Genomic DNA, 25468 nt, shown 5'->3' on the forward strand with positions numbered 1-25468 from the left:
TTATGCCGCTCAATAACGAGCAGAAAAAGCAATACAAGTCCATTGGTCATGACCTGAAGCCGGTCCTGATCGTTGCTGGCAACGGCTTGAATGAGGGCGTCGTCGCCGAATTGGAGCGCGCACTGGTCGACCATGAGCTGATCAAGGTCGAAATTCGCTCGGAAGATCGCGAAGAACGCGCCGAAACCATTGCCGCGCTGTGCAAGGCCGGCCGTGCCGAGCTGGTGCAGACCATCGGCAAGAAGGCGCTGATCTATCGCAAGAACCCACAGCCGAACAAGCAGCTGTCCAACATCCACCGTTACAAGTAACGGTGGCTCCGTTCAGTGGCGCGCCTGGCGCGCCCTGACCGGGACCGGCTGGGCCACCAGCACGATGCCGGAGAAGCCCAGTACCAGGAAGCAGAACATCTGCCAGCGCTCGCCGACCGAGATGCCGTAGCGCAAGGTGTAGTACCCCACGCAGGCCGCAAAGCCCAACAACAGCATCTGCCCGCGAAACTGCCGCCACCAGGCCGCCAGGCCGTCCACCCTCGCCAGCACCGCCAGCTGGGTCAACAAGCCAAGCAACGCCACGCCGATCAACCAGCGGTCGATCTGCCCGGCGATGTCCTGCACCAGCAAGGGTGCCAGGCCACTGACCTTGAGCGCCGGCACCAGCCCCACATGGAACACCCACAGGCCTCCGACCCAGAAAACCTGGGCCAGCTGCCAGAGGATCCCCTCGAGGGATGGCGCCCGCAGGCGCCGGTCAGATGTGTTTGACTTCGACAATCTCGTACTCGACCGTACCGCTTGGTGTCTTCACCACCACGGTGTCACCTTCTTCCTTGCCAATGATGGCACGGGCGATCGGTGCGCTGCTCGAAAGCTTGCCTTGTTTCACGTCAGCTTCATCTTCGCCGACGATCTGGTAGGTCACCTCGTCATCGGTTTCGGTGTTGGCCAGCACCACGGTGGTGCCGAAAATCACCTTGCCGGTGTGGGCGATGGTGGTGACGTCGATCACCACCGAGTTCTGCAGGCGGCCTTCGATATCGCGGATGCGCGCCTCGACCATGCCCTGCTCTTCGCGGGCAGCATGGTATTCGGCGTTTTCCTTGAGGTCGCCCAGTTCGCGGGCTTCACCGATCGCCTGGCTGAGGCGCGGGCGCTCGGTCTTGCTCAGGAACAGGTGCTCTTCTTCCAGGGCGCGAGCGCCCTGGACGGTCATCGGGTATTTGGTAATGCTCATGCTTTGAGTCCTGCATGCAGATCCTGCAAGCGACGAACGGTCTTCTCAGGCCCGAATTTCAGCGCTTCGCAGATGGCTTCACCGGCCGCAATGGTAGTGGTGCAGTAGATCTTGTGCTGCAGCGCATTGCGACGAATCGAGTAGGAATCGGCGATCGACTGGCGGCCTTCGGTGGTGTTGATGATCAGCGACACTTCGTCGTTCTTGATCATGTCGACCACGTGCGGACGGCCTTCGGTCACCTTGTTCACGCGGCGCACCTTCAGGCCAGCCGCTTCGATGACCTTGGCGGTGCCGGCAGTTGCAACCACTTCGAAGCCCAGGGCGATCAGGTCGCGGGCCACGCCAGCCACTTGCGGCTTGTCGTCGTCACGCACGCTGATGAACGCGGTACCGCCGGTCGGCAGGACTTCGCTGGCACCCATCTGGGCCTTGGCGAAGGCTTCACCGAAGCTGTCACCGACACCCATGACTTCACCGGTCGATTTCATCTCAGGGCCGAGGATCGGGTCAACCCCTGGGAACTTGGCGAACGGGAAGACGGCTTCCTTGACGCTGTAGAAATTCGGGATGATTTCCTGGGTGAAGCCCAGTTCCTTCAGGGTTTTACCGGCCATCACACGGGCCGCGATCATGGCCAGCGAAGTGCCGATGCACTTGGACACGAACGGCACGGTACGCGAGGCGCGCGGGTTGACTTCGATCACGTAGATCTTGTCGCCCTGCAGGGCCAACTGCACGTTCATCAGGCCGACAACACCCAGCTCCAGGGCCATTTTCTTGACCTGGACGCGGACTTCGTCCTGCACTTCCTGGCTCAGCGAGTAAGGTGGCAGCGAGCATGCGGAGTCACCGGAGTGAACACCGGCCTGCTCGATGTGCTGCATGATCGCGCCGATCACCACGTCGGTGCCGTCGCAGACCGCATCCACGTCCATCTCGATGGCGCAGTTGAGGAAGTGGTCGAGCAGTACCGGGCTGTCGTTGGACACCTGCACGGCTTCACGCAGGTAGCGCTTGAGCTCGTCCAGCTCGTAGACGATCTCCATGGCGCGGCCACCCAGCACGTAGGATGGGCGCACGACCAGCGGGTAGCCGATGCTGCCGGCAGCGCGGATGGCTTCTTCTTCGCTGCGCACGGTGGCGTTTGGCGGCTGCAGCAGGTTCAGGCGCTGAACCATCTGCTGGAAGCGCTCGCGGTCTTCGGCACGGTCGATGGCGTCCGGGCTGGTACCGATGATCGGTACGCCGGCTTCTTCCAGGGCGCGAGCCAGTTTCAGCGGGGTCTGGCCGCCGTAGTGGACGATGACGCCCTTCGGCTTCTCGACGCGGCAGACTTCCAGCACGTCTTCCAGGGTCAGCGGCTCGAAGTACAGGCGGTCCGAGGTGTCGTAGTCGGTGGAAACGGTTTCCGGGTTGCAGTTGACCATGATGGTCTCGTAACCGTCTTCACGCAGCGCGAGGGCTGCGTGCACGCAGCAGTAGTCGAACTCGATACCTTGGCCGATACGGTTCGGGCCGCCACCCAGGATCATGATCTTGTCGCGGGTCGACGGGTTGGCCTCGCACTCTTCCTCGTAGGTCGAGTACAGGTAGGCGGTGTCGGTGGCGAACTCGGCGGCGCAGGTGTCGACGCGCTTGTACACCGGGAACACTTCCAGCTTGTGGCGGTGACGGCGCAGGTTCTTGTCGGTGATGCCGAGCAGCACGGCCAGGCGCTGGTCGGAGAAACCCTTGCGCTTCAGACGCAGCATCATCGCCTTGTCGATGGCCGACAGAGCCAGGGTCTTGACCTTCTCTTCTTCCTTGATCAGGTCTTCCATCTGCACCAGGAACCACATGTCGATGCCGGTCAGCGCGAAGATTTCCTCGCAGGTCATGCCCGAGCGCATCGCGTCGGCCACGTACCAGATACGCTCGGCGCCCGGCACGGTCAGTTCGCGCTTGAGGATGCTGGCGGCTTCCGGGCTGGCCAGGTCGACTTTCGGGTCGAGGCCGCAGGCACCGACTTCCAGGCCGCGCAGGGCTTTCTGCAGGGATTCCTGGAAGGTACGGCCGATGGCCATGACTTCACCCACGGATTTCATCTGGGTGGTCAGGCGGGCATCGGCTTTCGGGAATTTCTCGAAGGCGAAGCGTGGCAGCTTGGTGACGACGTAGTCGATCGACGGCTCGAAGGACGCAGGGGTGCGGCCGCCGGTGATGTCGTTCTGCAGTTCGTCGAGGGTGTAGCCGATGGCCAGCTTGGCAGCGATCTTGGCGATCGGGAAGCCGGTGGCCTTGGAGGCCAGGGCCGAAGAACGGGAAACACGCGGGTTCATCTCGATCACGACCATGCGGCCGGTGTTCGGGCAGATACCGAACTGCACGTTGGAACCGCCGGTCTCGACACCGATTTCACGCAGCACCGCCAGCGAGGCGTTGCGCATGATCTGGTATTCCTTGTCGGTCAGCGTTTGTGCTGGAGCCACGGTGATCGAGTCACCGGTGTGCACGCCCATCGGGTCGAAGTTCTCGATGGAGCAGACGATGATGCAGTTGTCCTTCTTGTCGCGGACCACCTCCATCTCGTATTCCTTCCAGCCGATCAGCGATTCGTCGATCAGCAGTTCCTTGGTCGGCGACAGGTCCAGGCCACGGGTGCAGATTTCTTCGAATTCTTCACGGTTGTAGGCGATGCCGCCGCCAGTGCCGCCCATGGTGAACGACGGACGGATGATGCATGGGAAGCCGAGCTTCTCGAGGACCGCATTGGCCTCTTCCATGCTGTGGGCAATACCGGAACGCGGGCACTCGAGGCCGATGTCCTTCATCGCCTTGTCGAAGCGCGAACGGTCTTCGGCCTTGTCGATGGTGTCGGCGTTGGCACCGATCATCTCCACGCCGAACTTCTCCAGAACGCCGTGGCGCTCCAGGTCCAGGGCGCAGTTCAGGGCGGTCTGGCCGCCCATGGTCGGCAGCACGGCGTCGGGACGCTCTTTCTCGATGATCTTGGCCACCGACTGCCACTTGATCGGTTCGATATAGGTGGCGTCGGCCATGGCCGGGTCGGTCATGATGGTGGCCGGGTTGGAGTTCACCAGGATGACGCGGAAACCTTCCTCGCGCAGGGCCTTGCAGGCCTGGGCGCCGGAATAGTCGAATTCGCAGGCCTGGCCGATCACGATCGGGCCAGCGCCGAGAATCAGGATGCTTTTGATGTCTGTACGTTTTGGCATGGTTGTCACTCAAATCCGCGGGTCAGTCGGCAAGCCGTCTTGAACAATCTGGGTCAGGCGCTTCCGGGCGCGGCGCGAGCCGCCCCGGGGCCTTGATGCAGGATGCTCAGCGGCGCTTGGCCATGGCATCGATGAAACGATCGAACAGTGGCGCGACGTCGGTCGGGCCTGGGCTCGCTTCAGGGTGGCCCTGGAAGCTGAACGCGCTCTTGTCGGTGCGCTCGATACCCTGCAGGGTGCCGTCGAACAGCGACTTGTGGATAGCGCGGACGTTGCCCGGCAGGGTGGCTTCGTCAACCGCGAAACCGTGGTTCTGGCTGGTGATCATGACCACGCCGGTATCCAGGTCCTGGACCGGGTGGTTGGCACCGTGGTGGCCGTGGCCCATCTTCACGGTCTTAGCGCCGGAGGCCAGGGCCAGCAGCTGGTGGCCGAGGCAGATGCCGAAGACCGGGATCTCGGTCTCGAGGATTTCCTTGATCGCCTGGATCGCGTAGTCGCATGGCTCCGGATCACCAGGGCCGTTGGACAGGAACACGCCATCGGGATTGAGTGCCAGCACTTCGCTGGCCGGGGTCTGGGCAGGCACCACGGTCACGCGGCAGCCGCGGGCGACCAGCATGCGCAGGATGTTCAGCTTGACGCCGTAGTCGAAGGCGACCACGTGGTACGGCAGGTCGGCAGCCTCGATGGTCGGGTGGCTGTCGGTCTTCAGTTCCCACACGCTGGAGCGCCACTCGTAGCGTTCCTTGGTGGAGACGACCTTGGCCAGGTCCATGCCCTTGAGGCCCGGGAAGGCGCGAGCGGCGGCGATGGCCTGCTCTTCGGTGATGTCGTCACCGGCGAGGATGCAGCCGTTCTGGGCGCCCTTTTCACGCAGGATGCGGGTCAGGCGACGGGTGTCGATGCCGGCGATGGCGACGACGTTGTTGGCCTTCAGGTACTCAGGCAGCGACTGGGTGTTACGCCAGTTGCTGGCCAGCAGCGGCAGGTCACGGATGACCAGGCCAGCGGACCAGACGCGGTTCGACTCGGCGTCTTCCGGCGTGGTGCCGGTGTTGCCGATGTGCGGGTAGGTCAGGGTAACGATTTGCTGCGAGTAGGAAGGGTCTGTAAGGATTTCCTGGTAGCCGGTCATAGCGGTGTTGAATACCACCTCACCAACGGTCTGACCGTCGGCACCGATGGCTTCACCGCGGAAAATACTGCCGTCGGCAAGGGCGAGTATGGCTGGCTTTGTCAAGAAGACCTCCCGTTAATCAAGCATGAAAGGGCGATCGCAGGTTGCAAAAAAGCGGAGTGACGTATGGACACGTCACCCCGCTTTCATGTGCTGAATTCAATTCGCTGCGCGCTTTTAGTGGACACACTAAAGCTGTAGCTTACAGAAAAGTGCGTTTTGGGTCTACCGAATATGTGCCTCCAAAACACATGATTGCGACAGACTGACATCGGTGCTGGCTTCTTCGCGGGTAAACCCGCTCCCACAGGGACCGTGCAAAGCCTGAGCCCTGCATAACTCCTGTGGGAGCGGGTTTACCCGCGAAGAAGCCAGCACCGATCGAACAGGTCAGCGCAGCTCGAGCACATCCTGCATGTCGTACAGGCCCGGCTCACGCCCATCCAGCCACAGCGCCGCACGCACGGCGCCCTTGGCGAAGGTCATGCGGCTGGAGGCCTTGTGGGTGATCTCCAGGCGCTCGCCCTCAGCGGCGAACAGCACAGTGTGATCACCCACCACATCGCCAGCACGCACGGTGGCGAAACCGATGGTCTGGCGATCACGCGCGCCGGTCTGGCCTTCACGGCCATAAACCGCCACTTCCTGCAGGTCACGCCCCAGCGCATTGGCGACCACTTCACCCATGCGCAGCGCGGTACCCGAAGGCGCGTCGACCTTGTGCCGGTGGTGCGCCTCGATGATCTCGATGTCGACATCATCGCCCAGCACCCGCGCCGCCATGTCCAGCAGCTTGAGGCTGAGGTTGACGCCGACGCTGAAGTTGGCGGCGAACACGATTGGAATGTCCTTGCCCGCCTCGGCCAGCAACTGCTTCTCTTCCACGGAGAAACCCGTGGTACCGATGATCATCGCCTTGCCGTGCTTACGGCAGAAGGCAAGGTTCTTCAAAGTCACCGACGGGTGAGTGAAGTCGATCAGCACGTCGAACTCGTCGGCGACCTTGGCCAGGTCATCGGACAGCAGCACGCCGATCCGACCAAGGGCCGCCAGTTCACCGGCATCGGCACCCACCAGCGAGCTGTCCGGGCGATCGATCGCCGCCGTCAGCCCGGCACCCGGGGTTTGCTGCACGGCTTCGATCAGGGTCTTGCCCATCCGCCCTGCCGCGCCCATCACTGCAATACGTCGCATAGCCGTTTCCTTATCAGAGATCGCCGAAGAAGCGCTTCACGCCATCGAACCAGCCACTGGCCTTGGGCGAGTGGGAGCTGTCGCCCTCCAGCGAACTGCGCAGTTCTTCGAGCAGTTCGCGCTGGCGGCGGCTCAGGTTGACCGGGGTTTCCACCGCAACCCGGCACAGCAGGTCGCCGGCACCACCGCCACGCACCGGAGCGACGCCCTTGCCGCGCAGGCGGAACTGCTTGCCGGTCTGGGTGCCTTCCGGAATCTTCAGCTTCACACGACCGTCGAGGGTCGGCACTTCCAGCTCACCACCCAGGGCGGCATCGGTATAGCTGATCGGCACTTCGCAATACAGGTGCTTGCCGTCGCGCTGGAAGATCTCGTGCTCGCGCACGTTGATCACCACGTACAGGTCGCCGGTCGGGCCGCCGTGGGTACCCGCCTCGCCTTCGCCGGAGAGACGGATGCGGTCGCCGGTGTCGACACCGGCCGGCACCTTGACCGACAGGGTCTTGTATTCCTCGACACGACCTTCGCCATGGCACGAGGTGCACGGGTCGGTGATGATCTTGCCCTGGCCATGGCAGCGCGGGCAGGTCTGCTGCACCGAGAAGAAGCCCTGCTGCATGCGCACCTGGCCGATACCGCCACAGGTCGGGCAGGTGGAAGGCGTGGAGCCCTTCTTGGCCCCGGAGCCGTCGCACGGCTTGCAATTGACCAGGGTCGGCACGCGAATGCTGACCGTGGTGCCACGCACCGCTTCTTCCAGGTTCAGTTCCAGGGTGTAGCGCAGGTCGCTGCCACGCTGGGCACCGCCACGACCACCGCCGCGACCGCCACCGAAGAAATCGCTGAACACGTCGCCGAAGATGTCGGAGAAGTTGGCACCGCCGAAACCGGCACCACCGCCACCCATGCTAGGGTCGACGCCGGCGTGGCCATACTGGTCGAACGCCGCGCGCTTGCTGGCATCAGACAGCACTTCGTAGGCCTCGTTGGCCTCCTTGAACTTGTCTTCCGACTCCTTGTCGCCCGGGTTGCGGTCCGGGTGGTACTTCATCGCCAGACGGCGGTAGGCCTTCTTGAGGTCAGCTTCGCTGGCGCCGCGCTCGACACCCAGGACCTCATAATAATCACGCTTGGACATAGGTCATTTGCACCTTGTTGGGCGTCTGGCATCTGCGCCGCGCCATCAGCACCTGCCTGCAGACCACCAATGGCGCGGGCAAATGCTGTAAAAAAATCTCGAATTCCAGATACGCCAACGCGGGAGCAAGCCCCCGCGCGGCGACATCCTACCAGTTCACCAGCCTAAGCCGGTGAACGGGTCGACAGCATGCAACGATTACTTCTTGTCGTCGCCTTTCACTTCTTCGAACTCGGCGTCAACCACGTCGTCGTGCTTGGCTTCCGGCTCGGCCTGCTGCGCGCCACCCTGAGGCTGTTCGGCCGACTGCTCGGCGTACATCTTCTGGGCAACCGGGGCCGAAACCTTGGACAGTTCCTCGACCTTGGCGTCGATGGCAGCCTTGTCGTCGCCTTTGACAGCGGCTTCCAGGGCAACCACGGCTGCTTCGATGGCGGTTTTCTCTTCGGCAGTGACCTTGTCACCAGCGTCAGCGACCATCTTGCGGGTCGAGTGAACCAGCGCGTCACCCTGGTTACGGGCAGTGGCCAGCTCTTCGAACTTGCGGTCTTCCTCGGCGTTGGCCTCGGCGTCACGCACCATTTTTTCGATCTCTTCGTCGGACAGGCCGGAGTTGGCCTTGATCACGATCGACTGAGCCTTGCCGGTGGCCTTGTCTTTCGCGCCGACGTGCAGGATGCCGTTGGCGTCGATGTCGAAGGTCACTTCGATCTGCGGCACGCCACGTGGCGCTGGCGGGATCTCGGACAGGTCGAACTTGCCCAGCGACTTGTTCTGCGAAGCCTGCTTGCGCTCACCTTGCAGCACGTGGATGGTCACCGCGCCCTGGTTGTCGTCGGCAGTCGAGAACACCTGCGACTTCTTGGTCGGGATGGTGGTGTTCTTCTCGATCAGCGCAGTCATCACGCCACCCATGGTTTCGATACCCAGGGTCAGCGGGCTGACGTCCAGCAGCAGCACGTCCTTCACGTCACCAGCCAGTACGGCGCCCTGGATGGCAGCACCCATGGCCACGGCTTCGTCCGGGTTGACGTCCTTGCGGGCTTCCTTGCCGAAGAAGTCGGCAACGGCTTTCTGCACCATCGGCATACGGGTCTGGCCACCGACCAGGATCACGTCGTCGATCTTGCTGGCGTCGATGCCGGCGTCTTTCAGGGCGATGCGGCAAGGCTCGATGGTACGGTTGACCAGGTCTTCGACCAGCGACTCCAGCTTGGCGCGGGAGATCTTCACGTTCAGGTGCTTGGGACCGGTAGCGTCTGCAGTGATGTACGGCAGGTTGACGTCGGTCGACTGGGCCGAGGACAGCTCGATCTTGGCCTTTTCAGCGGCTTCTTTCAGGCGCTGCAGGGCCAGTGGGTCGTTCTTCAGGTCCATGCCGGACTCTTTCTTGAACTCGTCCACGAGGTAGTCGATCAGACGCATGTCGAAGTCTTCGCCACCCAGGAAGGTGTCGCCGTTGGTAGCCAGTACTTCGAACTGGTGCTCACCGTCGACTTCGGCGATTTCGATGACCGAAACGTCGAAGGTACCACCACCGAGGTCATAAACGATGACGGTGTGGTCGCCCTTGGCCTTGTCCATGCCGTACGCCAGTGCGGCAGCGGTCGGTTCGTTGATGATGCGCTTGACGTCCAGACCGGCGATGCGACCGGCATCCTTGGTAGCCTGGCGCTGGCTGTCGTTGAAGTAGGCCGGAACGGTGATGACCGCTTCGGTGACAGGCTCGCCGAGGTAGTCTTCGGCGGTCTTCTTCATTTTCTTCAGGACTTCGGCGCTGATCTGTGGCGGCGCCATGTCCTTGCCGCTGGCCTGTACCCAGGCGTCGCCGTTACCGGCCTTGACGATCTTGTACGGCACCAGCTTGATGTCTTTCTGCACGACTTCTTCTTCGAAGCGGCGACCGATCAGGCGCTTCACCGCGAACAGGGTGTTGTGCGGGTTGGTGACGGCCTGGCGCTTGGCCGACTGGCCAACCAGGATTTCGCCGTCGTTGGCGTAGGCCACGATCGAAGGGGTGGTACGCGCGCCTTCGGCGTTTTCGATGACCTTGACGTTACCGTTTTCCAGAATGGAGACGCACGAGTTGGTGGTCCCCAGGTCGATACCGATGATTTTGCCCATGTTTACTCTCCCGAAACTTGAATTTGGCGGCAGCGGCTACTTTGGCCAACTGCGGTAATACTTGATCGCTTGACACCTAGATGGGGATGCCCCGACAGATTTCAAGCCTTCTCGTCGATAGAAGGTTGCGGGGCGGCCGGCGCCTTGCTCACCACCACCATGGCGGGACGCAGCAGACGGCCGTTGAGCAGGTAGCCTTTCTGGAACACGTTCAACACGCTGTTCGGTTCGGCGTCAGCGCTTTCCTGCATGGCCATGGCCTGGTGGTGCTCAGGGTTGAACGGCTGGCCGTGCGGGTCGATGGCTTCGAGGTTGTAGCGCTTGAGGGTGTCCTGGAACATCTTCAAGGTCAGCTCGAGGCCTTCACGGGATTTCTTGACCTGCTCATCCTCGGGATTGAGGTGGGTCAGGGCCATTTCCAGGCTGTCGATCACCGGCAGCAGGTCGCCCGAGAACTTCTCGAGGGCAAACTTGCGGGCCTTGTCGACTTCCTGTTCGGCGCGGCGAATGCTGTTCTGCGCTTCGGCAGCAACACGCAGGGACTGATCCTTGGCCGCGGCCAGCTGCTCCTCGAGCTCCAGAACGCGGGCGCCGGTATCCACCGCAGCGGCCTCTTCGGCATTAAGGTCTTTCTCGTTCAGCTGTTCGTCAGCCATGGGTTCTCTCCTGGGCAATTTCTGTTCTACGAGCAAAGCTCGCCGTGTCTGCCGGCTATATGGGGCCGGAAAAACCAGCTTCAAGGGGCAAGGCGGTTTTCCGGGCGGCGAGAAAATCCGCCGAGGGACATTGGCAGGCCCGAAAAAAGTACTGTATAAATAACCAGACACGAACTTCGGGAGCCGCCCCAATGCTGGTGCACCTGTCCATTCACAACTACGCCATCGTCGAACACCTCGACCTCGAAATCGCCCGCGGCATGTCCGTCATCACCGGCGAGACCGGGGCCGGCAAGTCGATCATGCTCGACGCCCTCGGCCTGGCCCTGGGCGACCGTGCCGACAGCGGCGTGGTGCGTCCGGGCACCGACAAGGCAGACATCCTCGCCACCTTCGACCTGGTGGACATCCCCGAAGCCCACGCCTGGCTGGCCGAGCGCGATCTCAGCGACGACGGCCCGTGCATCCTGCGCCGGGTGATCACCGCCGAGGGCCGCAGCCGCGGCTACATCAATGGCACACCCTGCCCGCTTGGCGACCTCAAGGCGCTGGGCGAGCTGCTGATCGACATCCACAGCCAGCATGAACACCAGTCGCTGCTGAAAACCGACACCCACCGCCGCCTGGTGGACGAATACGCCGGCGCCATCGACCTGGCCCGCCAGGTACAGCTTGCCGCCAAGCGCTGGAACCAGACCCGCCTGGAGCGCGATCGTCTGGCCAACTCCGGTGACGAGCAGCGGGCGCGCCACCAGCTGCTCAGCTACCAGCTCGAAGAGCTGGACAACCTCGGCCTTGGCGAGCATGAACTGGAGCACCTGGAGCAGGAGCACAAGAACCTGACCAGTGCCGAGGCCCTGTTCGGCATCTGCCGCCAGGTCATCGACCAGTGCAGCGAAAGCGACTCGGGCAACGTGCTCAGCGCGCTCACCTCCAGCCTCAACCGCCTGGGCGCGGCAACCAATGCCCCGAAAGCACTGGGCGAAGCCGCGAACATGATTGCCACCGCGCAGATCCAGGTGGAAGAGGCCATGGGCGAACTCAACCGCTTCCTCGACAACTTCGACGCCGACCCGATGCGCCTCCAGGCACTGGAAGAGCGCCTCGACACCATCTATACCCTGGCGCGCAAGCACCGCGTGCACCCTACCGAGCTGCCCCACCTGCAGCAGCAATTGATGGAGGAGCTGGAAACGCTCAACGCCAGCGACGAGTCGATCGAACGCCTGGGCGAGGAGCTGGCGGCGTTTGCCCAGCACTATAAAGAGAAGGCCATCGAGCTCAGCGCCCTGCGCCAGCAGGCCGCGCAGCAGCTGGCGAGTGCCGTGGAAGTGGAAATCCAGCGCCTGGGCATGCCGGGCGGGCGGTTCTGCATCGAACTCAAGCCCAATGAAGGCAACGACCTGTCCCCCCACGGCCTGGAGCAGGTCGAACTGCTGGTCAGCGCCAACCCCGGCCAGCCACTCAAAGGCCTGGCCAAGGTGGCCTCCGGGGGCGAACTCTCGCGGATCAGCCTGGCGATCCAGGTAATCACGGCGCAGACGTCGCGCATTCCGACCCTGGTGTTCGACGAAGTCGACGTGGGCATCGGCGGCCCGACTGCAGAGATTGTTGGGCAACTGCTGCGTCGCCTGGGTGAACGCGGCCAGGTACTGACCGTGACCCACCTGCCACAGGTGGCGGCACAGGGGCATCATCACCTGTTCGTGCACAAGGTGCGCAACAGCGACACCACCCATACCGCGGTGGCCAGCCTGGGCAAACGCGAGCGCGTCGAGGAAGTGGCGCGGATGCTCGGCGGCATCGACCTGACCAAGGAATCCCTGGCGCATGCGCGCAAGATGGTGGTTTCCGGCAAGGCCTGATATCTCCGTCAACCTCTTCGCGGGCAAGTCGGGTCGCCGCACCGCCGCTCCCACAGGATCGTGGAGGCCTCAGGCCTATTGATCCACCTGTGGGAGCGGGCTTGCCCACGAAGAGGCCAGTAAAGCCACCACAGCTTTGATTCCCTTCTTGAAAGCACAAAGGCGACCCGAAGGTCGCCTTTGTCGTTCATAACGAGCTAAATCGTTACTTTTTCTTACGCACATAGAGGACCAGGTTATGGTCCACCAGCTCGTAGCCATGCTCGGCCACGATTTCTTTCTGACGGCGCTCGATTTCAGCATCCATGAACTCGATGACTTCGCCGTTCTCCACGTTGACCATATGGTCGTGGTGACCGCCGTCAGCCAGCTCGAACACCGCGTGGCCGCCGTCGAAGTTGTGACGTACCACCAGGCCAGCCGCTTCGAACTGGGTCAGTACGCGATAGACGGTTGCCAGACCGACGTCCTCGCCAGCCTCCATCAGCGCCTTGTAGACATCTTCCGCGCTCATGTGACGTTGCTCGGTGGAATCGAGCATCTGAAGGATCTTGACTCGAGGCAGGGTCACCTTGAGGCCGGCTTTGCGCAATTCGCTATTTTCAACCATGGTCAGCTTTCTCGCCGATGCTGCTTCGCAGCTTCTCTTAATACGGGTATGATCGGTGTTTACGTTGTCCAGCCAAGATAGTGGAAGTCGCCCACCGATGCAAAACACCAAGCTCTTGCTAAACAGCCTCGCCTTCGCGGGACTGCTCGCACTCGCCGGTTGCTCGTTTCCCGGGGTTTACAAAATCGACATCCAGCAGGGCAATGTCGTCACGCAAGACATGATAGACCAATTGCGCCCCGGAATGACCCGCCGGCAAGTAAGGTTTATCATGGGTAACCCGCTGATTCAGGATACCTTCAACACCAACCGGTGGGATTACCTGTACAGCCTGCAGCCCGGTGGCGGCCAACGCCAGCAGGAGCGCATGAGCGTGTTCTTCAACGACAGCGACCAACTGGTCAACCTGTCCGGCGACTTCATGCCAGGCGTGAGCCGCGACCAGGAAATCCTAGGCGGCAGCAGCGATACCACGGTCAGCCCGGGCGCCCAGCCTGAACAAGCCAAGCCGCAAGCCGAAGAAAAGCCGGCCAAGCCAGGCTCGGTGGAAGACACCATCCAGCGCGAGATCGACACCATCGAGACCACGCCAGTGCCTACCCCGGCACCGCTGGACACCTCGCCGCAGTAACTGCAGGCGCAAAGAAAAGCCCGGACCATGGTCCGGGCTTTTTCATGTCAGGCTGCTCATCTAGCCATTGAGCTGCTTGGCACGCTGGCAGAACGCATCCACCAGGGTATTGGCCGCCTGGTTGAACAACGGCCCCAAGGTCGCGCGCACGATTGCACCGGCATAGTCGAAGGTCAGGTCGAGGCTGATCTTGCAGGCCTTTTCTCCCAATGGCTTGAACACCCACACGCCATGCAGCTGGGTAAACGGCCCCTCCTCCAGGTTCATCTCGATGGACTGCCCCGGCACCAGCACATTGCGGGTCACGAACTGCTGGCTCATGCCGCCCTTGGCGACTTCCAGCTTTGCACGCATGTGCGTATCACTGCTCTCGATCACCGTCGAGGCCGAGCACCAAGGCAGGAATTCAGGGTAGCTGGCCACATCGTTGACCAGATCGTAGAGCGCCTGGGCAGGGTACGGCAGCAGGGCGGAGCGTTGAATATGGGTAGTCATCCAGGCGTCACTTCCAAGGCTGGGTGGCGGCGCTTCACAGCGTGCCGAAAACAGGTTCTGTGCGTATGACAGGCCTTGTATTGTCCGGTATTCATTGCAGTGGCTCAAGCACACCGAAATCCCATAGCCGACCGCGCGATGACTTGCCTATAATGCCGCCCCTATGGCTAAACAAAAGAAACATCCGACCGGGACCATCGCGCAAAACAAAAAGGCGCGACACGATTACTTCATCGAACACAAGTTCGAGGCCGGGCTGGTCCTGTCCGGTTGGGAAGTAAAGAGCCTGCGGGCCGGCAAGGCGCACCTGACCGACAGCTACGTGCTGCTCAAGGATGGCGAAGCCTGGCTGTTCGGCAGCCACATCACCCCGCTGACCACCGCCAGCACCCACGTCATCGCCGACCCCACGCGCACCCGCAAGCTGCTGCTGAACAAGCGCGAGCTCGAGCGCGTGGAAGCCGCCGTGGCGCAGAAGGGCTACACCTGCGTGGCCCTGGCGCTGTACTGGAGCAAGCACCTGATCAAGTGCGAAATCGCACTCGGCAAGGGCAAGAAGGAGTTCGACAAGCGCGACACCATGCGCGAACGCGACTCCAACCGCGAGCTGCAGCGTGCGGTGCGGAACAAGGGCAAGGAAGAGTAACCCTCCTTCTTTAGCCTGTTCCGGCCCTTTCGCGGGTGAACCCGCTCCCACAGGTAGTGCACAGAATCTGAAATCTGTGCACTACCTGTGGGAGCGGGTTCACCCGCGAAGAAACCAACACCGCTTTCAGCGCCCGCTGCGCCGCTCCGCCCGCGCCACCCGCTGGGCCTCGTCCTGCGCCTCTTCCAGCACTTCCTGCACATACAGAATGTGCCGGCTGGACACCTCCCGCGCGTCCTCCGCCCTGCCCTCGACGATCGCCAGGTACAGCTCCCGGTGCTGGCTGATCAGCATGTCCCGGGTCTCGCTGCGCTGCTGGTACATGCCACCGATGTTGGTCACCACGTTGCGCTTGAGCAGATCGAACAACCCGCGGATGGTATGCAGCAACACCGCGTTATGGCTGGCCTCGGCAATCGCCAGGTGGAAGCGCGCATCGGCCGCGCCCTCCTCCGCCCGCGTCACTTCGTCGACCCGGGCATAGCAGTCCTGCAAGGTATCGAACGCCGCCTTGAGCCGCGCGCGATCCGGCTCGGTGGCACGCTGGGCCGCATAGTAGGCGCATGACGCCTCCAGGGTGTGACGGAATTCCAGCAGATCGCGCTGCGCCTCGGCACTGTGCTCGAGCAACTGCAGCAACGGGTCGCTGAAGGTCGAGCCCAGCGATTCGGCCACATAGTTGCCGCCACCCTGACGGCTCACCAGCAGCCCCTTGGCCACCAGCTTCTGAATCGCCTCGCGCAGTGACGGGCGCGACACGCCGAACTGTTCGGCCAGGGTGCGCTCGGCCGGCAGCCGCTGCCCGGAGGTCAACGTACCTTCGAGAATCATCCCTTCCAACCGATCGACGATGTCGTCGGACAGGCGCCGTTGGCGGACCTGATCAAAAACCATCACATGCTCTCCACAAACCCCGGCCTGAATCGCCGGGGCGCCTATTCTCGCCGATCCGCGCCGCGCCAGCACGTATCAGCCAATGAATTTCCCAGGGCGTCAGGCGCCCGTTCATCGACACGCGACCAAAGTTTTGCGCGGGACAAATTGACACACCCACGACAGCGCTCTTAACCTAGCGACCAGTCATTGTAAATTGGTCTTACCAATTATCCAATGCCAGTGCCTGACCAACAACAATTAGGGGCCACCCCATATGCAAACCTGGCAACAACTCTACAGCCCACTTGGTAGTCTCGGCCTGTCCGCACTGGCGGCGGTCATCCCCATCGTCTTCTTCTTCCTCGCCCTGGCCGTGTTCCGCCTCAAAGGCCACGTCGCTGGCAGCATCACCCTGGCCCTGTCGATCCTGGTGGCGATCTTCGCCTTCCAGATGCCTGTCGACATGGCCCTGGCGGCGGCCGGCTACGGCTTCCTCTACGGCCTCTGGCCGATTGCCTGGATCATCGTTGCCGCGGTGTTCCTGTACAAACTCACGGTCAAGAGCGGCCAGTTCGAAGTGATCCGCAGCTCGGTGCTGTCGATCACCGACGACCAGCGCCTGCAGGTGCTGCTGATCGGCTTCTGCTTCGGCGCCTTCCTCGAAGGCGCGGCCGGCTTCGGCGCGCCGGTGGCCATCACCGCTGCCCTGCTGGTCGGCCTCGGGTTCAACCCGCTGTACGCCGCCGGCCTGTGCCTGATCGCCAACACCGCACCGGTGGCCTTCGGCGCCCTGGGCATCCCGATCATCGTCGCCGGGCAAGTGACCGGCATCGACGCCTTCCACATCGGCGCCATGACCGGCCGCCAGCTGCCATTGCTGTCGCTGTTCGTGCCGTTCTGGCTGGTGTTCATGATGGATGGCCTGCGCGGCGTCAAGGAAACCTGGCCAGCCGCCCTGGTTGCCGGCCTGAGCTTCGCCGTGACCCAGTACTTCACCTCGAACTTCATCGGCCCCGAGCTGCCGGACATCACCTCGGCCCTGGCCAGCCTGATCTGCCTGACCCTGTTCCTGAAGGTCTGGCAGCCCAAGCGCTCGTTCGCCCAGGCCAAGGGCAGCGTCGGCGCCGCAGTGGTACAGCCAGGCGGCAGCCAGCCAACACCGTACAGCTTCGGCGAGATCTTCAAGGCCTGGTCGCCGTTCCTGATCCTCACCGTGCTGGTCACGATCTGGACCCTCAAGCCGTTCAAGGCAGCCTTCGCCCCCGGCGGCGCGATGTACGACTTCGTGTTCAACTTCGCCATCCCGCACCTCGACCAGCTGGTGATCAAGACCGCGCCGATCGTCACCGCACCGACCGCCATGCCGGCCGTGTTCAAGCTCGACCCGATCTCCGCCACCGGCACCGCGATCTTCCTCTCCGCACTGATCTCCATGGCCGTGCTGAAGATCAACCTCAAAACTGGTCTGACCACTTTCAAGGAAACCTTCTGGGAGCTGCGCTGGCCGATCCTGTCGATCGGCATGGTGCTGGCCTTCGCCTTCGTCACCAACTACTCGGGCATGTCCTCGACCATGGCCCTGGTACTGGCCGGCACCGGCGCCGCGTTCCCGTTCTTCTCGCCGTTCCTCGGCTGGCTGGGGGTGTTCCTGACCGGCTCCGACACCTCGTCCAACGCCCTGTTCAGCTCGCTGCAGGCCACCACCGCGCACCAGATCGGGGTCAACGACACCCTGCTGGTGGCGGCCAACACCAGCGGCGGCGTGACCGGCAAGATGATTTCGCCACAGTCGATCGCCGTGGCCTGCGCCGCCACCGGCCTGGTCGGCAAGGAATCCGACCTGTTCCGCTTCACCGTCAAGCACAGCCTGTTCTTCGCCACCATCGTCGGCCTGATCACCCTGATCCAGGCCTACTGGCTGACCGGCATGCTGGTTCAACACTAAAGTGAAAGGGGCCGGGCGCCCTGGCGCGCCCGGCATATCCTTCAACCCACGTTGCGAGAATCCATGATCATTTCCGCCTCCACCGACTATCGCGCCGCGGCCCAACGCAAGCTGCCTCCCTTCCTCTTCCACTACGCCGACGGCGGCGCCTACGCCGAGCACACCCTGCGCCACAACGTCTCGGACCTTGCCAGCATCGCCCTGCGCCAGCGCGTGCTCAACAACATGTCCGAGCTGAGCCTGCAGACCCAGCTGTTCGACGAGACCCTGAGCATGCCCGTGGCCCTGGCCCCGGTCGGCCTCACCGGCATGTACGCCCGCCGTGGCGAAGTGCAGGCCGCCCGTGCCGCCGCAGCCCATGGCATCCCCTTCACCATGTCCACCGTCTCGGTGTGCCCGATCGAAGAAGTGGCCCCGGCCATCGACCGGCCGATGTGGTTCCAGCTCTACGTGCTCAAAGACCGCGGCTTCATGCGCAACGCCCTGGAGCGGGCCAGGGCCGCTGGCGTGAAAACCCTGGTGTTCACCGTCGACATGCCGGTGCCCGGCGCCCGCTACCGCGATGCCCACTCCGGCATGAGCGGCGCCAACGGCCCGCTGCGCCGCGTGCTGCAGGCCATGACCCACCCCGAGTGGGCCTGGGACGTGGGCGTGATGGGCCGCCCACACGATCTGGGCAACATTTCGACCTACCGGGGCAACCCCACGGGCCTGGCCGACTACATCGGCTGGCTGGGCAACAACTTCGACCCGTCGATCTCGTGGAAGGACCTGGAGTGGATCCGCGAGTTCTGGGACGGCCCGATGATCATCAAGGGCATCCTCGACGCCGACGACGCCCGTGACGCGGTGCGCTTCGGCGCCGACGGCATCGTCGTGTCCAACCACGGCGGCCGCCAGCTCGACGGCGTGCTGTCCAGCGCCCGCGCCCTGCCGGCGATTGCCGACGCGGTCAAGGGCGACCTGAAGATCCTCGCCGACTCCGGCATCCGCAGCGGCCTCGACGTGGTGCGCATGATCGCCCTGGGCGCCGACACCGTGCTGATCGGCCGCGCCTTCCTCTGGGCCCTGGCCGTGCATGGCCAGGCCGGGGTGAAGAACCTGCTCGAGCTGTTCGAGAAAGAAATGCGCGTGGCCATGGTGCTGACCGGCGCCAAGTCGATCAGCGAAATCAGCCGCGACTCGCTGGTCCGCGAACTGGGCGCCTGAACGCCCCCACCGTACCGCCTGAATGACCCGGGGCACGCGGCGCGCAGACGCCGTGGCCCCGCGAGGAGATTGCATGAGCCTGCCCGCCGCGTTCCTGCGTGATGCCGAGCGCCTGATACCCGCCGAACGCCGTTTCGACGACCCGACCTCCACCCTGGCCTTCGGCACCGATGCCAGCTTCTACCGGCTGATCCCCAAGCTGGTGGTGCGCGTCGAGTCCGAGGACGAAGTGGTCGGGCTGATCCACCTGGCCCAGCGCGAGCGCGTACCGGTCACCTTCCGCGCCGCCGGCACCAGCCTGTCCGGCCAGGCCATCAGCGACTCGGTGCTGATCGTGCTCGGCGATAACTGGAATGGCCGGGAGATCCGCGGCCAGGGCGAGCAGATCCGCCTGCAACCCGGTGTCATCGGCGCCCAGGCCAACGCCTGGCTGGCGCCCTACGGCCGCAAGATCGGCCCGGACCCGGCGTCGATCAACGCCTGCAAGATCGGCGGCATCGTCGCCAACAACGCCAGCGGCATGTGCTGCGGCACCGCGCAGAACACCTACCACACCCTCGCCGGCCTGCGCCTGGTGCTGGCCGACGGCACCCGCCTGGACAGCGAAGACCCGGCCAGCGTCGCCGCCTTCGAAACCTCCCACGCCGAGCTGCTCGAATCCCTCGCTCGCCTGGGCCGTGAAACCCGCGCCAACACCGAACTGGCCGAGCGCATCCGGCACAAATACCGACTGAAGAACACCACCGGCCTGTCACTCAACGCGCTGGTGGACTACGACCAGCCACTGGATATCCTCCAGCACCTGCTGGTCGGTTCCGAGGGCACCCTGGGCTTCATCAGCGCCGTCACCTACGACACCGTGCCCGACCACCCGCACAAGGCCAGCGCGCTGCTGGTGTTCCCCAGCGTCGAGAGCTGCTGCCGCGCGGTGACCGTACTCAAGCGCCAACCGGTATCCGCCGTCGAATTGCTCGACCGCCGCAGCCTGCGCTCGGTGCAGGACATGCCGGGCATGCCGGCGTGGGTCAAGGGCCTGTCGGACCACGCCTGCGCCCTGCTGATCGAGTCCCGCGCCGCCAGCCAGAGCCTGCTGCACGAACAGCTGCAACAGGTCATGGCCTCGATCGACGACTACCCGCTGGAGCAGAAAGTCGACTTCAGCGAAGACCCGGCCGTCTACAACCAGCTGTGGAAGATCCGCAAGGACACCTTTCCCGCCGTCGGCGCCGTGCGCCAGACCGGCACCACGGTGATCATCGAGGACGTGACCTTTCCCGTCGAGCAACTGGCCGAGGGCGTCAACCGCCTGCTCCAGCTGTTCGACAAGCACCGCTACGACGAGGCGATCATCTTCGGCCACGCGCTGGAGGGCAACCTGCACTTCGTCTTCACCCAGGGCTTCAACAGCGCGGCGGAAGTCGCCCGCTACCAGGCCTTCATGGACGACGTGGCGCAGTTGGTGGCCGTGGAGTTCGGCGGCTCGCTCAAGGCCGAGCACGGCACCGGGCGCAACATGGCGCCGTTCGTCGAACTGGAGTGGGGCCATGACGCCTACCAGTTGATGTGGAAGCTCAAGCGCCTGCTCGACCCCAACGGCATCCTCAACCCCGACGTGGTGCTCAGCGACGATCCCGACATCCACCTGAAAAACCTCAAGCCGCTGCCTGCCGCCGACGAAATCGTCGACAAGTGCATCGAATGCGGCTTCTGCGAACCGGTGTGCCCGTCCAAGGGTCTGACCCTCAGCCCTCGCCAGCGGATCGTCATGTGGCGTGACATCCAGGCCAAGACACGTGCCGGCATCGATACCCGCGAACTGCTGCAGACCTACCAGTACCAGGGCCTCGACACCTGCGCCGCCACCGGCCTGTGCGCCCAGCGCTGCCCGGTGGGCATCAACACCGGCGAGCTGGTGAAAAAGCTGCGCAGCCAGGCCGCCGAGCACCCGAAAACCGCCAATTGGCTGTCCGAAAACTTCCACACGGCCCTGGGTGGCGCGCGCCTGACCCTGACCGCCGCCAATACCGCCCGCAAACTGCTCGGAGCCCCGCGCCTGGCGCGGCTGAGCGCATCGTTGAGCAAGGCCAGCAAAGGCCGACTGCCGCACTGGACCCCGGCCATGCCCCAGCCCCTGCGCAGCGTGGCCTTCGGCCCGGCGAGCAATGATGCGCGGCCACGGGTGGTCTACCTCGCCGCCTGCGTCTCACGGGTAATGGGCCCGGCCTATGCCGACCGCGAGCAAAGTTCGCTGCTCGACAAGACCCGCGCCCTGCTGGAAAAGGCCGGCTACCAGGTGGTATTCCCCGACAACGCCGACAGCCTCTGCTGCGGCCAGCCGTTCGCCTCCAAAGGCTACCCCGAACAGGCCGAACACAAGCGCCAGGAGTTGATCAACGCCCTGCTCCACGCCAGCCGCGGCGGCCTCGACCCGATCTACTGCGACACCAGCCCCTGCACCCTGCGCCTGGTACAGGACCTGGGCGAAACCCGGCTCGACCTGTACGACCCGGTGCGCTTCATCCGCACCCACCTGGTCGACAAGCTGGAATTCACCCCGCAGGAGCAACCGGTGGCCGTGCACGTCACCTGCAGCACCCAGCACCTGGGCGAAAGCCAGGCGCTGATCGACCTGGCGCGGCGGTGCAGCAAGCAGGTGGTGGTGCCGGAAGGCATTCACTGCTGCGGCTTCGCCGGCGACAAGGGCTTCACCACGCCGGAGCTCAATGCCCATTCGCTGCGCAGCCTGAAGGACGCCGTGCAGTACTGCAGCGAAGGGATTTCCACCAGCCGCACCTGCGAGATCGGGCTGTCCAGCCACAGTGGCATTGACTACCACGGGCTGGTTTACCTGGTGGACCGTGTGACTCGCCCGCGCAGCATCTGACCTGTCCACAGGGCCGCGCCCAGCATGCCAATTTCCCCAAGCTGGCGCGCGCGCCCCCTGTGGGAGCGGGTTTACCCGCGAAGAATCCAACGCGGTGCATGGCACGGGCTTCGCCCGTGTTCGCGGCGGATCGACGCCTCGATAAACCCGATGGAACCCCCACCACCCCCCACAGTCCACCTTACAGGCCCACCCTTCCAGAGGCCTCAAAAGGAGACACCCATGAAAGGCACAGCGCTCTCTGCCCTATTCGCGGCCGCCACCCTCCTGGCCTCCCCGGTGTTCGCCGCCGAAGACCTCTGCACGCTCAACCTGCAGAAGATCGACGACAGCATGGCCACCGCCGGCGCCACCTCCGAAGGCCTGGACAAAGCCATCACCGAGCACGTCGACCAAGCCAAGGCCGCCCAGGCCAAGGGCGACACCAAGGAATGCATCGCCATCACCAGCAAGGTCCTCGAACGCCTGGAAAAAACCGAGAAAGGCAGCGGTTCCGCTGGCGGCAGCGGCGCCTGAGCCGCGCTGGTGCGGGCGGCCAGACCGCCTGTCGACGCCGCCCGCACAATGGCGTATACTCCACCCTACGTGCCGTAAGGTGCGTTAGCGTAGAGCTAGTGTGGGGCCGATCAGGATTCGACGCCGGTAGCGAAACTCTAGGTGCATGCCGAGTTGGTAACAGAACTCGTAAATCCACTGTTGCAACTTTCTATAGTTGCCAATGACGAAAACTACGAGGGCTACGCTCTCGCTGCGTAAGCAGCTGAGCCCGCTCTCCTGGTAGCTTCGGCTCCAGCAATCATCAGGGGATGCCTGTAAACCCGAAATGATTGTCATACAGAACAGGATCGTCGTGTAGCACGTTGGGGGCAAAGCGACTAAAACTTACCCAACTCATCCAAAGCACCCTGCCCGTCGGGCGGCTGCGGATTAAATCAGTAGACACGGCTACGCATGTAGTACCGACAGCGGAGTACTGGCGGACGGGGGTTCAAATCCCCCCGGCTCCACCAAATTCCAAGAAAGAAGACGCCCTCGGGCGTCTTTTTTTGTGCCTGGGATTCCTTGAGGCCCCTCCTCCCTGCACACCGAAAATTCAGATTCAGTACCTTTCTTGTAGTCCATTTCCCAAATTGTTCCTCAGCCCCCGTTTTCGTTGCGGCCGTTTCCCCAGCGCTCTAGTCTCGATGGGCGACCCATCTTGAGGTGTCACGACGATAGCGAGTGCATAGGCTTCTGAAAGCCCAACCCGCTAGGCTGCCCAGGTTGCTGCCCACGCGATGTCAACTCGCTGCATGGCATGGGCTTTGCCCGTGTTCACAGGACAAGCCTTCTTCTACGCGGGCTGAGGCAGTTTTGGGAAAGTTGAGCAAGACAATTGCTGGATTGGCCAGCATCTTCCTCTATGAGGAATAATGCAGTAGCGATACAAACCTCTCACAGCGATACCTAGAGGCCGCTTAATGACCTTCGCCGAGCTCCATCAGATCCTTGCACGTGGCGAGGACAGTCGCCACCAGTTCAAGCGCGATTTCAGCAATATCGATGCGTTGGCAGCCGAATTGGTGGCGTTCGCCAATACATCCGGTGGCTATCTGCTGATTGGCGTGGACGACTCCGGCGTGGGTAGTGGTTTGAGTGGCGCCGACGTAGCACGGCTCAATCAGTTACTTTCTAATGCGGCATCGCAGAATGTCCGCCCGGCGATCAATCCACTGTCCAACAACTTTCAGACCGAACACGGGCTGGTCATGGTGGTATCCGTCGAACAGGGGCTGAATAAGCCCTACGTCGATAATCATGGCCGCATCTGGGTGAAGAGTGGCGCCGACAAGCGTCGAGTTACGGCGCGTGAGGAGCTGCAGCGCTTGTTCCAGCAGACTGGGCTGGTGTACGCAGATGCGGTACCGGTCGTGGGCAGCAGCGTGGCAGATATCGACGCCAAGGCACTTGGCGACTACTTCCAGAGACGCTTTCGGCAAAGCCCCGAGCAGACAGGGCTGGATACGGCCCGCATTCTTGAAAATCTTGCCCTTGCCAGCGGCGACACACCCAATTTGGCCGGTTTGCTGCTGTTCGGCCAGGCACCACAACGTTTGTGCCCTGCATTCGATATCAAGGCTGTGGCGTTTCCAGGCACGGTGCTGCATGACCGCCACTACCTAGACAGCGAGGACATTGACGGCAACTTGCTGGAGCAGTACCGGCGCAGCTTAGCCTTATTAAGCGCAACTTGCGTCATGTACAGCGTCAGCAGGGCTTCAATACTCTCGGCCAGTTGGAAGTTCCCGAGGAGGTGTTTGAAGAGTTGCTGGTCAATGCCTTGATCCACCGTGACTATTTTGTCAGCGCTTCCATTCGGATCATGATCTTCTCCGACCGCATCGAACTCATCAGCCCCGGACATCTGCCTGACGTGCTCGATACCGAGAAAATTCGCTTCGGCCTGTCCAACCGTCGCAATCCGACGCTCACCTCTCATGCGGTGCATATCTTGCCCTACCGTGGTTTAGGCACCGGCATCCCACGCGCGATCGACGCCTGGCCAATGATCACGCTGGAAGACGACCGGCAGAGTAACCAGTTCAAAGTTGTGATTCAGCGCAACGTTGAAAAAGGGCCTCTTTCGGGACCAAGCAGGGACCAAGTAGGGACCAAGTCGGGACTAAGTAGGGACCAAGTTGGGCTTGAGTCGGTAGCCCAAGAGCAACATCCCAAGACACACCTGTTCCTGCAGCACGAGCAAATTACATTGTTGTGCCGAATGACAGGCGACCACGCCACGCCCGAGCTGATGACCTTCGTGGGGCGCAGCAACCGCAGCAAGTTCCGTGAGCAGGTTTTGGCCCCTCTGCTGGCGCTTGGAGTGGTTGAGATGACCATTCCAGACAAAGCCAATAGCAGCAAGCAACGCTATCGCCTGACCCCAGCCGGCCAGGCACTAAGGGCCGAGCGATGCGCCTCAGGCGACCGAGCCTTATAGGGCCTCACCAAATCCCGCACGATCTTAAGAAACTTCCTACAAGACAGCGCTAGCGATACGCTTCCTCGGGAAATATCCTACACCCCCTGTCGACACGCGTCTGATTGTTCCTGGAAACCCAGCCCTCTAGGCTGTCCATGTCGCTGATGGTTCAGCGACCGGGTGTGGAAACCCGGGAACAAATTATGGTGACTGTCGTCATGACAGCTGTACGCGGGAGGCCTTCGGGCCTACCGGGTTTGCCATATGCCTGGATTTCCACCCCGTGTACAGCTGTCGCCCAAATGTGTGGAAACGGATGGGTGGCACTCAACATATGGTGCCTGTATGAAAAAGATCGTCCCCGACCCACCCCTCCTCTCTTCTTCCCTCGAAGACACCCTCATCCAAGCCACAGACTACGCACTCTGTGCCGCCACCGTCGCCCACCAGGCCTTGCTGCTGCAGCCCAAATCCCCAGCATCCATCCTGATGATGACCTCGGTGCATGAGATGGAAGCGCTACGGACCTTGCTTGAACACGCATTGATCCAACTGCAGATGCCAAAGGATCCACGCACGTTGCACTGAGGCATGAGCGATTT

Annotated in this window: 22 protein-coding genes and 1 other RNA gene; 12 read left to right on the forward strand and 11 right to left on the reverse strand. The window is 62.8% G+C overall.

The window, feature by feature from the left end:
- Nucleotides 1–2: 2 nt before the first annotated feature.
- Nucleotides 3–311: a ribosome assembly RNA-binding protein YhbY gene (gene yhbY / locus ACIP21_RS18430; protein ID WP_028632629.1), complete on the forward strand. Its 309-nt coding sequence runs from the start codon at nucleotides 3–5 to the stop codon at nucleotides 309–311.
- Nucleotides 312–323: 12 nt separating this feature from the next.
- Here yhbY and ACIP21_RS18435 read toward each other — a convergent pair whose 3' ends face one another.
- The 8 genes from ACIP21_RS18435 to grpE all read right to left on the reverse strand — a co-directional run bounded on the left by ACIP21_RS18435 (nucleotide 324) and on the right by grpE (nucleotide 10743).
- On the reverse strand, nucleotides 324–773 hold the full coding sequence (locus ACIP21_RS18435) for an MFS transporter (RefSeq protein WP_103448903.1): 450 nt from the start codon (nucleotides 771–773) through the stop codon (nucleotides 324–326).
- A complete protein-coding gene (gene greA, locus ACIP21_RS18440) occupies nucleotides 751–1233 on the reverse strand; it encodes a transcription elongation factor GreA (RefSeq protein WP_023629346.1) in 483 nt (160 codons plus the stop codon). Before greA ends, ACIP21_RS18435 begins: the two co-directional genes overlap by 23 nt.
- Nucleotides 1230–4451, reverse strand: a complete 3222-nt coding sequence (gene carB, locus ACIP21_RS18445) for a carbamoyl-phosphate synthase large subunit (protein WP_400690350.1) — start codon at nucleotides 4449–4451, stop codon at nucleotides 1230–1232. The genes greA and carB overlap by 4 nt, the downstream gene beginning before the upstream one ends.
- 106 nt (nucleotides 4452–4557) lie before the next feature.
- Nucleotides 4558–5694, reverse strand: coding sequence for a glutamine-hydrolyzing carbamoyl-phosphate synthase small subunit (carA, locus tag ACIP21_RS18450; RefSeq protein ID WP_400690353.1), 1137 nt, complete (start codon nucleotides 5692–5694; stop codon nucleotides 4558–4560).
- 327 nt (nucleotides 5695–6021) lie between these two features.
- Nucleotides 6022–6825 carry a 4-hydroxy-tetrahydrodipicolinate reductase gene (gene dapB, locus ACIP21_RS18455; RefSeq protein ID WP_400690355.1) on the reverse strand — a complete coding sequence of 268 codons (804 nt, stop codon included), beginning with the start codon at nucleotides 6823–6825 and terminating at the stop codon, nucleotides 6022–6024.
- A gap of 13 nt (nucleotides 6826–6838) precedes the next feature.
- The gene (gene dnaJ / locus ACIP21_RS18460; RefSeq protein ID WP_261941628.1) at nucleotides 6839–7963 is read right to left on the reverse strand and encodes a molecular chaperone DnaJ; all 1125 of its coding nucleotides are present in this window, start codon (nucleotides 7961–7963) and stop codon (nucleotides 6839–6841) included.
- A gap of 198 nt (nucleotides 7964–8161) precedes the next feature.
- Nucleotides 8162–10087 carry a molecular chaperone DnaK gene (gene dnaK, locus ACIP21_RS18465; RefSeq protein ID WP_400690359.1) on the reverse strand — a complete coding sequence of 642 codons (1926 nt, stop codon included), beginning with the start codon at nucleotides 10085–10087 and terminating at the stop codon, nucleotides 8162–8164.
- 101 nt (nucleotides 10088–10188) lie between these two features.
- The gene (grpE, locus tag ACIP21_RS18470) at nucleotides 10189–10743 is read right to left on the reverse strand and encodes a nucleotide exchange factor GrpE (RefSeq protein WP_400690362.1); all 555 of its coding nucleotides are present in this window, start codon (nucleotides 10741–10743) and stop codon (nucleotides 10189–10191) included.
- 191 nt (nucleotides 10744–10934) lie between these two features.
- Between grpE and recN the strand changes: the two genes are divergently transcribed.
- Nucleotides 10935–12608, forward strand: coding sequence for a DNA repair protein RecN (gene recN, locus ACIP21_RS18475; protein WP_400690365.1), 1674 nt, complete (start codon nucleotides 10935–10937; stop codon nucleotides 12606–12608).
- A gap of 205 nt (nucleotides 12609–12813) precedes the next feature.
- Here recN and fur read toward each other — a convergent pair whose 3' ends face one another.
- On the reverse strand, nucleotides 12814–13218 hold the full coding sequence (fur, locus tag ACIP21_RS18480; protein ID WP_167070802.1) for a ferric iron uptake transcriptional regulator: 405 nt from the start codon (nucleotides 13216–13218) through the stop codon (nucleotides 12814–12816).
- 97 nt (nucleotides 13219–13315) lie between these two features.
- On the opposite strand from fur, the gene ACIP21_RS18485 reads away from it, so the two are divergent.
- A complete protein-coding gene (locus ACIP21_RS18485) occupies nucleotides 13316–13849 on the forward strand; it encodes an outer membrane protein assembly factor BamE (protein WP_400690368.1) in 534 nt (177 codons plus the stop codon).
- A 60-nt stretch (nucleotides 13850–13909) separates the two neighbouring features.
- Here ACIP21_RS18485 and ACIP21_RS18490 read toward each other — a convergent pair whose 3' ends face one another.
- A complete protein-coding gene (locus ACIP21_RS18490; protein ID WP_400690370.1) occupies nucleotides 13910–14344 on the reverse strand; it encodes a type II toxin-antitoxin system RatA family toxin in 435 nt (144 codons plus the stop codon).
- Nucleotides 14345–14507: 163 nt separating this feature from the next.
- Here ACIP21_RS18490 and smpB point away from each other — a divergent pair, with 163 nt between their 5' ends.
- Complete coding sequence (smpB, locus tag ACIP21_RS18495; RefSeq protein ID WP_003249914.1) at nucleotides 14508–14990, forward strand: SsrA-binding protein SmpB; 483 nt, start codon at nucleotides 14508–14510, stop codon at nucleotides 14988–14990.
- A 126-nt stretch (nucleotides 14991–15116) separates the two neighbouring features.
- On the opposite strand, the gene ACIP21_RS18500 is transcribed toward smpB, so the two are convergent.
- Complete coding sequence (locus tag ACIP21_RS18500) at nucleotides 15117–15884, reverse strand: FCD domain-containing protein (RefSeq protein WP_400690372.1); 768 nt, start codon at nucleotides 15882–15884, stop codon at nucleotides 15117–15119.
- Between the two features lie 256 nt (nucleotides 15885–16140).
- Here ACIP21_RS18500 and ACIP21_RS18505 point away from each other — a divergent pair, with 256 nt between their 5' ends.
- The 8 genes from ACIP21_RS18505 (at nucleotide 16141) to ACIP21_RS18540 (ending at nucleotide 25454) form a co-directional block, all read left to right on the forward strand.
- Entirely contained in the window at nucleotides 16141–17811 is a 1671-nt protein-coding gene (locus tag ACIP21_RS18505) for a lactate permease LctP family transporter (protein WP_400690375.1), read from the forward strand.
- Between the two features lie 63 nt (nucleotides 17812–17874).
- Nucleotides 17875–19020 (forward strand): FMN-dependent L-lactate dehydrogenase LldD, encoded by a 1146-nt coding sequence (lldD, locus tag ACIP21_RS18510; protein ID WP_400690377.1) that lies wholly within the window; start codon nucleotides 17875–17877, stop codon nucleotides 19018–19020.
- A 73-nt stretch (nucleotides 19021–19093) separates the two neighbouring features.
- Nucleotides 19094–21904, forward strand: a complete 2811-nt coding sequence (locus ACIP21_RS18515) for an FAD-binding and (Fe-S)-binding domain-containing protein (RefSeq protein WP_400690380.1) — start codon at nucleotides 19094–19096, stop codon at nucleotides 21902–21904.
- A gap of 222 nt (nucleotides 21905–22126) precedes the next feature.
- Nucleotides 22127–22420, forward strand: coding sequence for a hypothetical protein (locus tag ACIP21_RS18520; protein ID WP_400690382.1), 294 nt, complete (start codon nucleotides 22127–22129; stop codon nucleotides 22418–22420).
- Nucleotides 22421–22522: 102 nt separating this feature from the next.
- Nucleotides 22523–22914: a transfer-messenger RNA gene (gene ssrA / locus ACIP21_RS18525) on the forward strand.
- A gap of 450 nt (nucleotides 22915–23364) precedes the next feature.
- Nucleotides 23365–24228 (forward strand): helix-turn-helix domain-containing protein, encoded by an 864-nt coding sequence (locus ACIP21_RS18530; RefSeq protein WP_400690384.1) that lies wholly within the window; start codon nucleotides 23365–23367, stop codon nucleotides 24226–24228.
- The gene (locus ACIP21_RS18535; RefSeq protein WP_400690386.1) at nucleotides 24210–24884 is read left to right on the forward strand and encodes a Fic family protein; all 675 of its coding nucleotides are present in this window, start codon (nucleotides 24210–24212) and stop codon (nucleotides 24882–24884) included. Before ACIP21_RS18530 ends, ACIP21_RS18535 begins: the two co-directional genes overlap by 19 nt.
- A 327-nt stretch (nucleotides 24885–25211) precedes the next feature.
- Nucleotides 25212–25454, forward strand: a complete 243-nt coding sequence (locus ACIP21_RS18540; RefSeq protein WP_400690389.1) for a hypothetical protein — start codon at nucleotides 25212–25214, stop codon at nucleotides 25452–25454.
- Nucleotides 25455–25468: the final 14 nt, after the last annotated feature.

This window comes from Pseudomonas sp. NPDC089401 (genome assembly GCF_044749485.1).
GTDB lineage: Bacteria > Pseudomonadota > Gammaproteobacteria > Pseudomonadales > Pseudomonadaceae > Aquipseudomonas.